Genomic DNA, 15875 nt, shown 5'->3' on the forward strand with positions numbered 1-15875 from the left:
TCATGCGTAAGAAGGATTGTTTCTACGTAGGTACTATAGTAAATAAATTTAGCTTTAAAGGTGAGTTGCTTGTCAAATTAGACACTGACGAACCTGAGCTATTTACAGAAATGGAATCAGTTTTTATCGAAATCGGTAAAAACTTGGTTCCATTTTTTATTGAATCTAGTCAACTACACAAATCGCTCCTATTAAGGGTTAGGTTTGAGGACATCGATGATGAAGCTGCTGCAGACGCATTGATGAAACACGACTTGTTCCTACCACTTACAGCTTTACCACCATTAAAAGGAAATAAATTCTATTTTCATGAAATCATCAATTACAAAATGGTTGATGTAAACTATGGAGAAGTAGGGATTATTACCGGAGTTAATGACACTACATCTCAAGCCTTATTTGAGGTGGAACAAAATGGGATAGAAATATTAATCCCGATGAACGATGACTTCATAAAAGAAGTAAATCGTGAGACTCAAACCATTACCGTTGAAACGCCTGATGGTCTTATAGAAATGTACCTTACAGAATAATACTATATGAGCATTTTTAAATTCAAAGAATTTGAAGTAGCTCAAGATCGTTGTGCTCAAAAAATAGGTACAGATGGCGTACTTCTAGGAGCATGGGCCAGTGAAGACAGCACTCCAGATCCCGATCGTATATTAGACATAGGAGCTGGAACAGGTGTTATTTCTTTAATGATGGCACAACGTTTTCATAGCGCACAGATAGAAGCTGTAGAACTAGATGAAGACGCTTTTGAGCAAGCCGCTACTAACTTTGAAAACAGCCCATGGGGTGATCGATTGTTCTGTTTTCATGCTTCGTTTCAAGAGTTTTTTGAAGAAATAGATGAGACTTACGATTTAATCATAAGCAATCCACCATTTTTTAACTCTAGTAATATTACAACAGACACCGATATTAAAAAAAATCGAGAGCAAGCACGTTTTGATGATGCCCTACCCTTTGAGGAACTCATCTATGGAGTTTATAAGTTACTAGATGAGGATGGGATTTTTGCTTGTGTTATACCTATCGACAGAGAGCGTCATTTCTTAGGTATTGCGGCACATTACAAACTCTTTCCTGCTCGAATCACACATGTTAAAGGGACAGAATCTAGCCCAATCAAGAGAAGCTTATTAGAATTACGCTTTTGCGAAAGCGAGATAAAACCAGACCTACTCACTATTGAAATAAGTAGACACCTTTACACTACAGACTATATTAACCTAGTCAGAGATTTCTTTTTAAAAATGTAAGCAACACTTTGAGCATCTGACTTAAGAAAAGTATATTTACGAAAACGATTGAAACGATGAAACCAGACTTATTTGAAGCACCAGATTATTATAACCTGGACGACCTTTTAACTGAGGAACATATAATGATACGTGATGCTGCCCGTGCATGGGTCAAGCGTGACGTTTCGCCTATCATTGAACAGGCAGCACAAGATGCAAAGTTTCCTAAAAGTATTATTCCAGGACTTGCTTCTATTGGTGCATTCGGACCTTATATACCAGAAGAGTATGGTGGAGCGGGATTGGATCAGATTTCATATGGTTTAATTATGCAAGAAATAGAACGCGGTGATAGTGGAGTGCGTTCTACAGCATCTGTTCAATCTTCTTTAGTAATGTATCCTATATGGAAATATGGTACTGAAGAGCAAAAACAAAAATTTCTACCTAAATTAGCTAGTGGTGAGTTTATGGGGTCCTTTGGCTTAACAGAGCCAGATCATGGATCTAATCCTAGCGGAATGGTTACTCGTTTTAAAGATGCTGGTGATCATGTCATACTTAACGGTGCAAAACTATGGATATCTAACAGTCCATTTTGCGATGTTGCTGTTGTATGGGCAAAGGATGAAAATGATCGTATTCATGGCCTTTTAGTAGAACGTGGAATGGAAGGATTTACAACACCAGAAACCCATAATAAATGGTCTTTAAGAGCAAGTGCTACAGGAGAATTAATTTTTCAAGATGTAAAAGTTCCTAAATCAAATATTTTACCAGGGCGCAGTGGACTAGGTGCGCCTTTAAGCTGTCTAGATAGTGCCCGTTTTGGGATTGCATGGGGCGCGATAGGTGCAGCTATGGATTGCTATGACACAGCACTAAGATATTCAAAAGAACGCATACAGTTTGGCAAACCAATCGCTGGTTTCCAATTACAGCAAAAGAAGCTCGCAGAAATGATTACTGAAATCACTAAAGCCCAATTGCTAGCTTGGCGATTAGGTGTACTGCGTGAGCAAGGAAAGGCGACTAGTGCTCAAATCTCTATGGCTAAACGTAATAATGTAGAAATAGCCATCAACATAGCTAGAGAAGCAAGACAAATGTTAGGTGGTATGGGAATTACTGGCGAGTATAGCATTATGCGTCACTCTATGAACCTAGAAAGTGTTATAACTTATGAAGGTACTCACGACATTCATTTATTAATAACAGGTTTAGATATTACTGGAGAAAACGCCTTTTCTTAATTACTAATAGACAAATTACATCATAAAAAAAACCGATTCATACGAATCGGTTTTTTTATGCTTGATAGAGTTTACAACTCTATATTATCACGATATTCTTCTTTTAAATCCTGACCAGAAATGTCTATTACACTTTCTATTTGAGGAGCGTGTTTCTTAACGGTGAGTTCCACACCAGACTTTAAAGTCATCTGATTTACATGACAACCGACACAAGTTCCCAACAAGCGTACTGTGACATATTTATCATCTTTAATATCTACGAGCTCGATATCACCAGCGTCGCGTTGTAAAAAAGGTCTGATTTCTTCTAGTCCAGCTTCAACAGCGGCTTTAAGTTCGGTTCCTGTCATAATTTTATTTATTTACTGCACTACAACCTGCCATAGTTGTTATTTCTATCGCTCTCGTAGGTGGTAAAGCACTGTTGCGTCGCACAGTTTGCTCTACAACGTTTTTAGTAATCTCTGTAAAAGCAGATTCTATTTCAGTTCCTTCTTGCATAGCCGCCGGACGACCTACATCACCTGCTTCTCTTATACTTTGTAATAAAGGTAACTCTCCTAAGAATGGTACTTTAAGATCTTCTGCTAGGTGCCTTGCTCCATCTTTACCAAAAATATGATATTTATTCTCTGGTAATTCTGGTGGTGTGAAATAAGCCATATTCTCAATGATCCCTAATACAGGTACATTTATGCTTTCTTGTTGAAACATTGCAACACCTTTACGAGCATCTGCAAGAGCGACAGTCTGTGGAGTACTAACAACAACAGCACCTGTTAATGGTAATGATTGCATTATTGATAAATGAATATCTCCCGTACCTGGCGGTAAATCGACTACTAGAAAATCTAAATTACCCCATGCAGCATCAAAAATCATCTGATTTAAAGCCTTTGCAGCCATAGGTCCTCGCCATACGACAGCCTGATCTGGTTGTGTAAAGAATCCTATGGAAAGGATCTTAACCCCATAACTCTCTACGGGCTTCATTTTAGATTTACCATCTACATTAACCGATAGTGGCTTTTCATTTACTACATCAAACATTATGGTAGCACTAGGACCATAGATATCTGCATCTAGTAATCCTACTTTAAAGCCCATTTTTGCAAGTGACACTGCTAGATTTGCAGTTACGGTAGATTTCCCTACACCACCTTTTCCAGAGGCCACAGCGATAATATTATCAATACCAGGAATCGCTTTTCCTTTAATTTCTGGAGCCTTGTTTTCAGTAACAGGTGCTTCTACTTTAAGATTTACTTTAATCTGAGCTTTTTCATAAACCTCTTTATGAATAGCTTGTAGAATAGAAACCTCTGTCTTTTTTTTAGCTTGTAAGCTAGGATTATCAATAGTGACATCTACCACTACCTCATCTCCAAAAACGAGTACGTTTTTAATGGCACCACTTTCTACCATATTTTGTCCATGACCAGGAACCGATATGGTTTCTAGCGCCTTCATTACTTGTTGTTTTTCTATTTTCATAGCTTCTTTAGAATACTACAAAGATAAGCAGCAAGACACTTAATTAAAAGCAATCTAAATAAGAAACTGATAATCTGTTGTTAAGAATTACGCTTTCGCGAAAGCGAAGTCAAAATAAGCTCTATTATTCTTTAAAATCAGGTAACTCTAGATTAGGATCCCAATAGATTTCTTTAAAATTTTGAATTTGATCCTCGATTACAGTGATCCCTTCACTTTCTAAAAGTTGTTGCATAAGATTAGTGCCCTGAAAATGGTGCTTACCCGTTAATAAACCATTGCGATTTACAACGCGTTGCGCTGGTATGCCTGGCACATTGTGACTAGCATTCATAGCATACCCTACTGTCCTACTACTGCGCGGCGCACCAATATATCGTGCTATGGCGCCATAACTAGTGACACGACCATAAGGAATTAGTCTTACTACTTTAAAAACACGATCATAAAAATCATTAGAAGACTTCATAAATACGTATTAAAGTGAATAAGGCAATGACCATGGTTAAAGCGGAAAGTAGATAATTGATTTTACGAGCAAATGTATGACTGTCAAAACCAAATTTCTTAACATATTTGATGTATGCAAACAGCATCATAAAAGTCCCCATAGAAGCACCTAGTATAAACAAATGAGCCATGGGATATTCAAAGGTAAATAGACCGCGACCTGCAAGGAACGAGCTAAAACCTATGTAAAAAGGAATCGGGAAGATATTTAATGCTGACAAAATAATACCTTGACTAAAAAGCTTAACATCTGATTTATCTACTGGTTGTATTTCTGGAGAATTATCCAGTCTAGCTTTTATAAAAAAGAAAATAGATAAGGCTATAAAAACAGCAATCGCAAATTTTTCAAGAGTAATTAAAATCTCTGGATTATCATTAAGCAATTTAGAAAAAAACACTCCTACATAAACCTGCGCAATTACAACAACAGCGGCACCTAAGGCAAATACGACTGCGGCTCGTCTACTTTGTTTTACACTTATTTTAGCAGCTGTTAAATTCAATAATCCTGGAGGAATGACTCCTACAAAACCGACACAAAAACCAAAAATAAAATGTAAAAACGTAATCATTTATCGCAGTCTAAATTTAAGGTAAGTTATGGCTTTACCTTGCTCAAGATACTGCTTTTCATAAAAAGTCTGGGTACTTACTACCTCTTCAGGCGCTTCAGTGTGTGTATAGATGTCATGATGCGCAAAGACAATATCTTCACATAGTCCTTGCAATAAACCCAATGTATAACCATGCATAAACTCAGAATCTGTTTTGAGATTAATAAATCCACCTTCTACAAGAATGTTTTTATACTTAGATAAAAATTCTGGATTAGTCATGCGGTGCTTAGTGCGCTTATATTTTATTTGTGGATCTGGAAAAGTAATCCATATTTCATCTATCTCATTCTTTCCAAAAGCATACTCAACTAGTTCTATTTGAGTTCTCAAAAAAGCGACATTAGTGAGTCCTTCCTCAATAGCTGTTTTTGCACCACGCCAGAAACGAGCACCTTTTATATCTACACCTATAAAATTACGGTTAGGGTATTTGCGTGCTAGGTCAATGGTATATTCTCCTTTACCACAACCTAATTCTAAGGTTATAGGATTATCGTTTTTAAAAAATGTAGCCCATTTACCTTTCCACTCAAAAGCAGTAGTCATCTCTTCCCGAGTAGGTTGAATAACGTTATCGAATGTTTCGTTTTCGTTAAATCGCTTTAATTTATTCTTAGATCCCAATACAATTATTTAATAGATGGATAATTAATCCTTAAACCCTTATGGTTTAAAGACACTTATATTTGAATATGCAAATATCTAAAAACATTCTGGTTGCACCACTAAATTGGGGATTAGGTCATGCAACTCGTTGTATTCCTATCATCAATGCTATTATCAGAAATGGTGACAACCCTATCATAGCAAGCGATGGAATGGCTTTAGAACTATTAAAAAAAGAATTTCCGAGATTAAAATTTATTGAATTACCTAGTTATGAGATTTCGTATCCAGAAAAAGGACAATTCTTAAAACTTAAATTACTTAAGGACTCTCCTAAAATCTGGAATGCTATACGTAAAGAACACTTGATGCTAGCTGAGTTAATTGCGCATCATCAATTAGACGGTGTTATATCGGACAATAGATTAGGCCTGTATAGTAAAATTATTCCTAGTGTGATTATCACACATCAATTGCAAGTATTATCGGGCTCAACGACTTGGTTAAGCACTCAACTACACTTGCATTATATAAAAAAGTTTGATTATTGTTGGATACCCGATGTAGATGGTATACAGAATTTATCTGGATTATTATCTCAACATACCGATGACGATATTTTTAAAGTTTATCTGGGACCATTAAGTAGGTTTGAACGCAATCCTAAATCACAGATAAAATACGATTTAATGGTTCTTCTCTCTGGTCCAGAACCTCAACGTAGTATTTTAGAACGTAAATTATTAAGCGAAGTGAAACGTTTTAGTGGCGAGGTACTTTTTATTGCAGGTAACGTACGTGGAAAACAACAAATGGAAAAGAAAGGTGATATCACCTATTATAATTACTTATCTACCGAAGGATTACAAAAGGCTCTAGATCGCAGTGATATCATCTTAAGTCGCAGTGGTTACACTACCATTATGGATCTACATAAACTAGGAAAAAAAGCTTTCTTTATACCTACACCTGGACAGTTTGAACAAGAGTATCTCGCTCAATCATTAGATGATCAAGGTATTGTTCCTTTTGCCAGTCAAGAAGATTTTAAAATTGAGATGTTAGAAAAAATAAAACTTTACAAAGGGTTAGATTCTATCTATTCTTCAACAACTACTTCAATATCTGATATATTATCAGAGACTTTTTCTAACGTAAACGAAAACTCCGAACCGATACCAGGCTCACTATCCACATAAATACTCTCATTATGGGCTTCTATAATGTGTTTTACTATAGCTAGACCTAAACCAGATCCACCTTCACGACGAGAACCACTTTGATCTACTCTAAAGAATCGCTCAAATAATCGTGGTATAAATTCTGCCTTAATTCCCTCGCCATTGTCTGTAACTCTAACGATGACTTTATTATTTATAAGATCTTCAATGGCTATCTCTGTTGTACCGTTTTGCTTACCGTATTTGATAGAATTAACAACTAGATTGGCAATCACTTGTTGTATGCGTTCTTGATCTGCAAAAACTATAATAGGATCTGTATAATCCATATCAAAGGTTAGAGAAATGTTCTTTTTTGCGGCCTTCATCTCAAATTGATCAAAGACTTGTTGCACTAATTCTACAATATCAAAATCTATTACCTCTAGAGACATGTCGCCTACCTCTAGCTTTGTAATCATGTCCATATCTTTAACGATATAGGTTAGTCGTTCCACACCTTTTTGTGCTCTTTGTAAATACTTTTTACGTATGACTTTATCTTTATGAGCTCCGTCAATAAGCGTGTCTATATAGCCTTGTACTGTAAAAAGTGGCGTTTTAAGTTCGTGAGAGATATTACCTAAGAATTCTTTTCTATAAGTTTCTCTAACCTTCAAAGTTTCAATTTCAATCTTTTTATCTTTTGCAAATCGTTCTACCTGCTCTGTTAATGTACGCATATCTGTCGCAATCTCTCGATCTGTAAAACTGCTGGTTTCTAAAAGACTTACATCCTCATAAATCTTTTTAATACGACGATATATAAATCGCTGTACACGATATTGTATTATAAAAAAGGAACTAGAAAAAAGAAGCAAAACCATGATCAGTTCATGCCACCATTTTTTAAACTCAAGATCAAAAATAAGATGGAACAATAGCAATAATAGACCAAAAACTATTGTAATAAATAGAGATGATCTAACTGCAAATCGATAGCTGCGTTTAGTATTAGAAGAGTTATTTGACATATTTATAGCCTACACCTTTTACGGTTTTAAAGCTATCGTCACCTAGTTTTTCTCTTAGTTTTCTGATATGAACATCAATAGTTCTACCACCTACAATAACTTCATTACCCCATACCACATCGAGAATCTCTTCTCTTTTAAAAACCTTTCCAGGCTTTGAAGTAAGTAATGAAAGTAGTTCAAATTCTTTGCGTGGCAAAATAATTTCTTCTTTCTTAAAGATGATTTTATATTGATCTTTATCGATAACTAGGTCGCCTATCTTAACAATATTACCTTCATCACCTTTAGGCATCGTATTGCGACGCAATAAAGATTTTACTTTAGAAACTAATACGCGTGGCTTGATAGGTTTTGCAATATAATCATCTGCACCAGCATCAAAACCGGCGATCATTGAATAATCCTCACCACGTGCAGTTAAGAACGTAATAATAGTATGATCTAATTCTGGAATTTTACGGATTTGCTCGCAAGCTTCAATACCATCCATGATAGGCATCATAACGTCTAGAATGATCAAGTCTGGCTTTTTCTTCTTGGCCTTTTGAACACCTTCTTTTCCATTCTCAGCTGTAAAAACTTGATAACCTTCGTTTTTCAAATTATAGCTTACGATTTCTAGAATATCTGGCTCATCATCTACCAATAAAATCTTTGCAATAGCGTCTTTCATCTTAGTGTAAAGTAAGCTGCTAAGTTAATAAGTTTATCAGCAATTAAAATTAATTGATTGTTAGCTTTAAGTTAAGCGATATTAAATCTATGCTCTTTTTTGAGAGCCGCTTTCGCGAAAGCGAAATTTCATAAACCAGTTACATGAACAAAGTCTTGTGATAGAATTATGAGATTCAAGACGTATATTGGGACTTTAATACTACGCATATTATCAATTATATATGAGAATTTTAATATCCCTATTTATAACAATCACTTGCTTACAGGCCACTGCACAAGAATATACCAGTATAGCAAAAGAATTTTTAAATCAAAACAAAAGCACTTATCTTTTTGAAGTTCAAGATATTAACGAACTAAAAGTCACTACAAGCTCTTTTTCAAAAAGTCTGAATGCTCAGACCGTTTATATATCTCAATACTATCAAGGGATTGAAATTGCAAATAGCTCTTCTATGTTCTTAATTAAAGATAATGAGGTGATTAGTAGCTCCATTTCATTTGAAAAGAACATTATTAGTAAAATAAACTCGACCAATAACGCTATTGAACCAATAACTGCAATTCATCAAGCTGCTAGCTCGATGGAATTAAATTTTAACACCAATACGTATGCTACTGGATCCGATCAAAACGGCATATTACATTTCTCAAATAGCTCTTTATCATCAAAACCGATCAAGCTTAATCCTATTTTTATTAAAACTGAAAATATATTAAGACTCACCTGGCAAGTCTACATAGAAACTAATGATAATCAACACATGTATTTATTATACATTGACAGTATATCTGGTGAATTAATTAAGGAAATTGATTTAGTAATTAGTTGTAACTTCAGTCATGATGAAGAAAATCAACATCAACCACGTCATAGCAGCTATTTTACAGAGACGTTTAGTACACAAACAGCTACTACTTTCATGGACAATTCTCAATATAACGTTTATGCTCTTCCATTAGAAAGTCCTAATCATGGGAATGAATCTATAGTAAATAGTCCTGCAGATCCAGTTGCATCACCTTTTGGATGGCATGACACTAATGCTGTTGTAGGACCTGATTTCACTATTACAAGAGGAAATAATGTATTTGCTCAAGACGACTTTGATGGCGATGGATCCACTATAGGTGCATCACCAGATGGCGGGATTACACTGGACTTTAGTTTCCCACAGCAGCTGGACGTTCCTGCTAGAGATAATATTAATGGATCAACTGTTAACCTATTCTATATGAATAACATGATGCATGATATTTGGTACCAGTACGGATTTGATGAAGCCAGTGGAAATTTTCAATCTAATAACTATGGTAATGGTGGTCTAGAAGGAGACTTTGTCGTTGCAGATGCTCAGGATGGCAGCGGATTTAATAACGCAACCTTTGGTACTCCTGGAGATGGTGGTAATCCTAGAATGAATATGTTTTTATGGAACGCGCCTACCACTGGTGGAGTAAACCCTTTAACGATAAACAACAGTAACCTCGCTGGCAGTTATGATGGTGAGCCAGCAGCTTTCGGCAATACTTTACCGAGTCCTAATAGTCCTTTAGTATCAGATTTAGCCTTGGTTATAGACGATAATTCCGGAGGTGTATCTACAGACACTAGCGATGCTTGTGATGTTATTACAAACGGCCCATCATTAAATGGAAAAATTGTAGTAATGCGTCGTGGTAATTGCCAATTTGGGACTAAAGTTCTTGCTGCGCAAAATCAAGGAGCTATTGCCGTGATTGTAGTTAATAATGTTGCGACTGCACCTATCGCGATGGCACCAGGGAATGACGGAAATCTAGTCACTATTCCATCAATTATGATTAGTCAAAATAATGGTAATTCTTTAATTGCAGCATTACAAGGTGGCGCGACTATCAACGCTAGTTTGAACAATACGGGGCTTTTTAGAAAAGATGGTAGTTTAGATAATGGAATTGTAGCACATGAATATGGGCATGGTATTTCAACACGATTGACAGGTGGTCCTGCAAACCCTAGTTGCTTAAGTAATAATGAACAAATGGGTGAAGGCTGGAGTGACTGGTTCAGTCTTATCATTACTATAGAACCAGGAGATTTAGGTACAGATATAAGAGGTATAGGAACCTATGCTACAAATCAATCTGTAACTGGACCTGGAATTAGAAATTTCCCTTATAGCACTGATTTTAATATCAATCCAGTAACATTTGGCGACACTAACAATGCAAACTTTTCCACACCACATGGGATTGGCTCTATATGGGCTAGTATGCTATGGGACCTATCTTGGAGATTTATAAGTGATTATGGATATGATCCTGATCTGTTTAATGGAACTGGCGGAAACAATATTGCAATGCAACTAATTATGGACGGCATGAAACTACAGCCTTGTAATCCTGGCTTTGTAGATGGTAGAGACGCCATTCTACAGGCAGACATGATTGCAAATGGCGGTGTTAACAGTGATAGAATATGGGAAGTTTTTGCAGCCAGAGGTTTAGGTTTTAGCGCTACACAAGGAGACAGCAACAACCGATTTGATCAAATTGAAGCATTTGATACACCAGCACCTCTAAGCAATGATAATGAATCCATTAACTCTTTCAATATCTTCCCTAACCCTACTAACGGACTAGTCTCAATTGCTTCATTGAATCAAGTCAACAATGGTCTTCTAACCATATATGACTTCAATGGAAGAATTGTTTTCAATAAGACATCAAACTTTAATGAAATAGTAAAAGTTGATTTAAGCTCTTTGAAAGCAGGAATATACTTAATCTCAATTTCTGGAGAGGACATTAATCACGTAGAGAAAATCGTCGTAAAATAGACAAAATCCGTTGTGTTAAATGGTTGATTAATTTATTACATCTGATGTTATGTTAACATTAAATCCCTTAAAGTCAAGACTGCAGGATTATGAATAATGTATATTTGCAAAAAACAATCAGAGATGAAACAAATTTACTTTACGGTTGCAATGTTCTTCGTTGCAGCAATTTCTTTCGCACAACAACCTATAATCACTTCTATAGTTGATGGTACTTGTACAGGTGGAACACCAAAACTTATCGAAATTTATGCAAATGGAACTGTAGATTTCACACAGTTTACATTAGAGAAATCTGCAAATGGTGGTGCTTTTGGTACTCCATTTGATTTGACACCTTTTGGAACTCGAACAAATTCTTTCGTTTATGTATACTCAGGAACTGAAGCTTTATTAAATAGCGAATTCCCTGGTATTGTTGCTGCAGACTATCAAGCAGCTGGAACAGCAAACAACAATGGAGATGATGCTGTACGTATTATTGAAAGCGCTACAATGACTGTTATTGATACTTACGGAACTCAAGTAGACGGAACTGGAGAAACTTGGGAATATTTAGATTCTTATGCAAAAAGAGTAGATGGTACAGGTCCTGATGCTACTTTTAATCAAGCAAATTGGGTGACAAGCACTCCTAATACTTTAGATGGTCAGTGTGGATCTACAACATTTGAATCAATAATTGGAACAGGCTCTTACTCTTCAACTCCTAACACTAACCCTACTGTAACCATTACCGCTCCGGGAAATGGTAGTAGCCTACAAGGAGGAACAACTAGTGTAGATGTTACATGGACAGCGCTTAACTTACCTGCAGGTGGAACTTTTACGGTAACTGTAAATGGAACGGCAACTGCGAATGCTACATCGCCTTTTGCATTAGCAGTAAGTGATGGTATGGCTTATGCTGTAACAGTTGACATGTTAGATGGCGCAACCGTACTTGCTACAGACGCTACTAGCTTTGACGTTTCTTTCCCATGTGATTTACAATTAGCGACTATAACTGAAACTTGTCAGACTTCAACATCTGGTGTAGATTTATATGATGTAACTATCGATTATACCGGCGGTGGTACTTCTACTTATACAATAGATACGGCAGGAAATGGAACTATTGCTGGAGACAATCCATCAACGGTTGCAGCTGGTCAAATTATGATTACTGGTGTTACTGAAGGTGTTGACTTTACAGTTACAGTAACAGGTGACCCAGCAAATAGCGCTTGTAATTTATCTCGTAATATTTCAAGCCCAGCTTGTTTAGCAAACGTTACATGTGCAAATCCTGGTGATATTATTTTAACAGAGATCATGCAAAACCCAAATGCGTCCCAGGATAATGAAGGTGAGTATTTTGAGGTTTACAATACGACAAGCGCACCTATCGATATGTTAGGTTATGAAATAGTTGATCTTACTAATTCTGGAGAAAACTTTACGATTGTTACATCTGTCATAGTTCCTGCAAATGGATATGCTGTTTTTGTAGCGAATGCAAACACAACATTAAACGGTGGAATTACACCTGATTATGTTTATGATGGAACTTCTACTTTCTTAGGAAATGGATCAGATGAACTATCGATTCAGTGCGGCGGAACAGTAATCGATGAAGTATCTTGGGATAACGGCGCTACATTCCCTGACGGTAATGGCGCTAGTATGGAACTTGCAGTATCAAAGTATAATGCGACAGACAATGATCTAGGTGTTAACTGGGGACTTGCAACAAGTACTTTTGGCGCAGGTGACTTAGGTACACCAGGTGCTGTAAACGACTTTACATTATCAAATGAGCAGTTTACTAAAAACAGCTTTAAATTATTCCCTAATCCAGTTTCTGGTAATGAAATCAATATCTCTGTAGAGAATGGTAATCCTGTAGATGTCGTTATTTACTCTGCATTAGGACAGCAAGTTATTTCTCAAAAAGCAGTAACTAACTCTATCAATGTATCTTCATTAAATGCTGGTCTTTACATTGTAAAGGTTTCTCAAAATGGAAATTCACAAACTAGAAAGTTAGTCGTTCAATAAGAATTACAAAACTTTTATAAATCAAGCGCCGCAGTGTTACTGCGGCGCTTTTTTATTTACTTTTGAAATCAATAAACGCTTCCTATTGTTTCAGTCAGTTTTTAATATCACATCACCATCTAATTTTGAAGAATTGGCACTAGCCATCTTTAAACATCAATTAGATCACAACGCTGTATATCATAAATACTGTCTTTTAATAGGTAGAACGACACCACAATCGGTAGATGAAATCCCATATCTTCCAATTTCGTTTTTCAAGAGCCACCATATTGTTAGTAATACTACTAAGTCAGAAATTACATTTACCAGTAGCGGAACCACAGGCATGACCACATCTAAACATCATATCACTGATACTGGTGTATATGATTTAAGTTTGGATAAAAGCTTTGACATCACTTATGGTAATCATGAAGATTATGCTGTACTCGCCTTACTACCGCATTACTTAGAGCGCAGTGGATCTTCTTTGGTTTATATGGCACAACGCTGGATAGAAAAAAGTAAACATCCATCTAGCGGCTTCTATCTTAATAATATAGATGAACTTGCACAAGTGCTTAAAACCTTACAGCAAAATAATCAAAAGGTCATTCTTATAGGAGTCACCTTTGCGCTACTTCAACTAGCAGAAAAGTTCCCTCAAGAATTATCTCAAACCATCATCATTGAGACTGGAGGAATGAAAGGCATGCGTAAGGAAATCATTAAACAGGAGCTGCATGATATTTTAAAGTCCGCTTTCGCGAAAGCAAGCATACAAAGTGAATACGGCATGACAGAGCTATTATCACAAGCCTATGCTAGCGATGGCATTAATTTTACCACGCCACCGTGGATGAAAGTGACTACTCGAGACGCTAATGATCCATTGAGTTTATTAAAATCCTCAAAAACTGGTGGACTTAACATAATAGATCTAGCTAACTATAATTCCTGTTCCTTTATTGCTACACAAGATCTAGGTAAAGTATTATCCGATGGCACTTTTCAAGTTCTAGGAAGGTTTGATCAGTCTGATATAAGAGGCTGCAATTTGATGGCTGTGGAATAACTTTTACTTCACTAACACTAAAAAGTAATTACGTTTACCACGTTGAAGCAACAACATATTCTCTGCAATTAAATTATCAGTGGTAATTACTGTCTCCGCGTTTATTTTATTCTTATTGATAGAAAGACTATTTTCTTTAAGAGCACGACGTACCTCACTGTTTGACGGCAAGAAACTTGTTAAGTCTGCCATGAGAGTTACAGGATCTACACCATCCTTTAAAGCATCTTTAGCAATTTCGGCTTGTGGAACACCTTCAAAAATATCGAGTAAAGTTTCTTGATTAAATTCACTCCACTGCTCTGGAGTTACCGTTTTACTAAATAGTATTTGCGAAGCTTTAAGAGCGGTATCATAAGCCTCACGACCATGCACCATAACTGTCACTTCTTCTGCAAGACGTTTTTGCAACACTCTATAGCCAGGATCTTTTGCATGCTCTTCAATTAAAGACTCACAAGTTTCTTTATCCAAGAATGTGAAAATTTTAATCCAATTTATTGCATCTTCATCAGTAGCATTAATCCAGAATTGAAAGAATTTATAAACCGATGTTTTATCTGTATCCAACCAAACATTTCCAGACTCTGTTTTACCAAATTTAGTTCCGTCTGCCTTGGTAACTAATGGTGTCGTTAAGGCATACGCTTTACCACCTAATTTACGACGCACTAATTCTGTACCAGTTGTTATATTTCCCCATTGATCGCTACCACCTATTTGTAGCTTACAACCCATATTTTCATAAAGATGAACATAGTCATAACCTTGAAAAAGCTGATAAGTAAACTCTGTAAAGCTCATTCCTTCGCCTTCACCTTGAACACGTTTCTTTACAGAATCTTTAGCCATCATGTAGTTAACAGTTATGTGTTTCCCTACATCCCTAGCAAAATCTATAAGGCTAAAGTTTTTCATCCAGTCATAGTTATTCACTAGAACAGCTTTGGTCGCATCATCTCCTTTTTCAAAATCGATAAATCTGGATAATACAGACTGTACACCTGCAATATTTTTATCTAATATATCTTGAGTCAACAAATTGCGTTCATCACTTTTACCAGATGGATCGCCTATCATACCTGTAGCACCACCTACTAAAGCAATAGGTCTATGACCTGCACGTTGCAAATGCATCAATAAAATGATTTGCACCATACTACCTATATGTAAAGAATCTGCAGTAGGATCAAAACCTATATATCCTGTAACAACTTCTTTTTCAAGTAATTCTTCAGTTCCTGGCATGATATCATGTATCATACCTCTCCATCTTAGTTCTTCTGCAAAATTGTAAGCCATCTCAAAATATTTAAGCTGCAAATATATAGGCTTTACCGCACTTTTA

The 15875-nt window shown here is 36.2% G+C and carries 15 protein-coding genes; 7 read left to right on the forward strand and 8 right to left on the reverse strand.

Going from position 1 to position 15875, the window contains the following annotated elements; translation table 11 throughout:
* The first annotated feature begins 2 nt into the window (after positions 1-2).
* The 3 genes from rimM to ACJJVI_RS04045 are packed head-to-tail and all read left to right on the forward strand — an operon-like array spanning position 3 to position 2503.
* Positions 3-533 carry a ribosome maturation factor RimM gene (gene rimM, locus ACJJVI_RS04035; RefSeq protein WP_036584004.1) on the forward strand — a complete coding sequence of 177 codons (531 nt, stop codon included), beginning with the start codon at positions 3-5 and terminating at the stop codon, positions 531-533.
* A 6-nt stretch (positions 534-539) separates the two neighbouring features.
* Positions 540-1268 carry a tRNA1(Val) (adenine(37)-N6)-methyltransferase gene (locus ACJJVI_RS04040; RefSeq protein ID WP_405350538.1) on the forward strand — a complete coding sequence of 243 codons (729 nt, stop codon included), beginning with the start codon at positions 540-542 and terminating at the stop codon, positions 1266-1268.
* A gap of 56 nt (positions 1269-1324) precedes the next feature.
* Entirely contained in the window at positions 1325-2503 is a 1179-nt protein-coding gene (locus tag ACJJVI_RS04045; RefSeq protein WP_036583999.1) for an acyl-CoA dehydrogenase family protein, read from the forward strand.
* A 71-nt stretch (positions 2504-2574) separates the two neighbouring features.
* Here ACJJVI_RS04045 and ACJJVI_RS04050 read toward each other — a convergent pair whose 3' ends face one another.
* The 5 genes from ACJJVI_RS04050 to trmB form a co-directional block, all read right to left on the reverse strand.
* Positions 2575-2856, reverse strand: coding sequence for a NifU family protein (locus tag ACJJVI_RS04050; RefSeq protein ID WP_036583997.1), 282 nt, complete (start codon positions 2854-2856; stop codon positions 2575-2577).
* Positions 2857-2860: 4 nt separating this feature from the next.
* Positions 2861-4000: an Mrp/NBP35 family ATP-binding protein gene (locus ACJJVI_RS04055; RefSeq protein ID WP_036583996.1), complete on the reverse strand. Its 1140-nt coding sequence runs from the start codon at positions 3998-4000 to the stop codon at positions 2861-2863.
* A 124-nt stretch (positions 4001-4124) separates the two neighbouring features.
* Positions 4125-4469, reverse strand: a complete 345-nt coding sequence (locus ACJJVI_RS04060; protein ID WP_036583994.1) for an MGMT family protein — start codon at positions 4467-4469, stop codon at positions 4125-4127.
* A complete protein-coding gene (locus ACJJVI_RS04065) occupies positions 4456-5085 on the reverse strand; it encodes a LysE family transporter (protein WP_042247259.1) in 630 nt (209 codons plus the stop codon). Before ACJJVI_RS04065 ends, ACJJVI_RS04060 begins: the two co-directional genes overlap by 14 nt.
* On the reverse strand, positions 5086-5754 hold the full coding sequence (gene trmB, locus ACJJVI_RS04070; protein ID WP_405350543.1) for a tRNA (guanosine(46)-N7)-methyltransferase TrmB: 669 nt from the start codon (positions 5752-5754) through the stop codon (positions 5086-5088). It abuts the gene before it with no gap.
* 68 nt (positions 5755-5822) lie between these two features.
* On the opposite strand from trmB, the gene ACJJVI_RS04075 reads away from it, so the two are divergent.
* Entirely contained in the window at positions 5823-6935 is a 1113-nt protein-coding gene (locus tag ACJJVI_RS04075; protein ID WP_405350545.1) for a glycosyltransferase, read from the forward strand.
* Here the strand turns inward: ACJJVI_RS04075 and ACJJVI_RS04080 are convergent.
* Both ACJJVI_RS04080 and ACJJVI_RS04085 read right to left on the reverse strand, forming a co-directional pair.
* The gene (locus ACJJVI_RS04080) at positions 6836-7930 is read right to left on the reverse strand and encodes an ATP-binding protein (protein ID WP_317290266.1); all 1095 of its coding nucleotides are present in this window, start codon (positions 7928-7930) and stop codon (positions 6836-6838) included. The two genes, ACJJVI_RS04075 and ACJJVI_RS04080, sit on opposite strands and share 100 nt — an antisense overlap.
* Positions 7920-8606, reverse strand: a complete 687-nt coding sequence (locus ACJJVI_RS04085) for a response regulator transcription factor (protein ID WP_036583981.1) — start codon at positions 8604-8606, stop codon at positions 7920-7922. Before ACJJVI_RS04085 ends, ACJJVI_RS04080 begins: the two co-directional genes overlap by 11 nt.
* 223 nt (positions 8607-8829) lie before the next feature.
* On the opposite strand from ACJJVI_RS04085, the gene ACJJVI_RS04090 reads away from it, so the two are divergent.
* The 3 genes from ACJJVI_RS04090 to ACJJVI_RS04100 all read left to right on the forward strand — a co-directional run bounded on the left by ACJJVI_RS04090 (position 8830) and on the right by ACJJVI_RS04100 (position 14527).
* Entirely contained in the window at positions 8830-11430 is a 2601-nt protein-coding gene (locus ACJJVI_RS04090; protein WP_405350548.1) for a T9SS-dependent M36 family metallopeptidase, read from the forward strand.
* A 123-nt stretch (positions 11431-11553) separates the two neighbouring features.
* Positions 11554-13470 carry a lamin tail domain-containing protein gene (locus tag ACJJVI_RS04095; RefSeq protein ID WP_348022216.1) on the forward strand — a complete coding sequence of 639 codons (1917 nt, stop codon included), beginning with the start codon at positions 11554-11556 and terminating at the stop codon, positions 13468-13470.
* A gap of 85 nt (positions 13471-13555) precedes the next feature.
* Positions 13556-14527 (forward strand): acyl transferase, encoded by a 972-nt coding sequence (locus ACJJVI_RS04100; RefSeq protein ID WP_405350552.1) that lies wholly within the window; start codon positions 13556-13558, stop codon positions 14525-14527.
* A gap of 3 nt (positions 14528-14530) precedes the next feature.
* On the opposite strand, the gene tyrS is transcribed toward ACJJVI_RS04100, so the two are convergent.
* Entirely contained in the window at positions 14531-15829 is a 1299-nt protein-coding gene (tyrS, locus tag ACJJVI_RS04105; protein WP_036583968.1) for a tyrosine--tRNA ligase, read from the reverse strand.
* Between the last annotated feature and the right edge of the window lie 46 nt (positions 15830-15875).

The sequence above is a fragment of the Nonlabens sp. Asnod3-H03 genome (assembly GCF_045063665.1).
GTDB lineage: Bacteria > Bacteroidota > Bacteroidia > Flavobacteriales > Flavobacteriaceae > Nonlabens > Nonlabens ulvanivorans.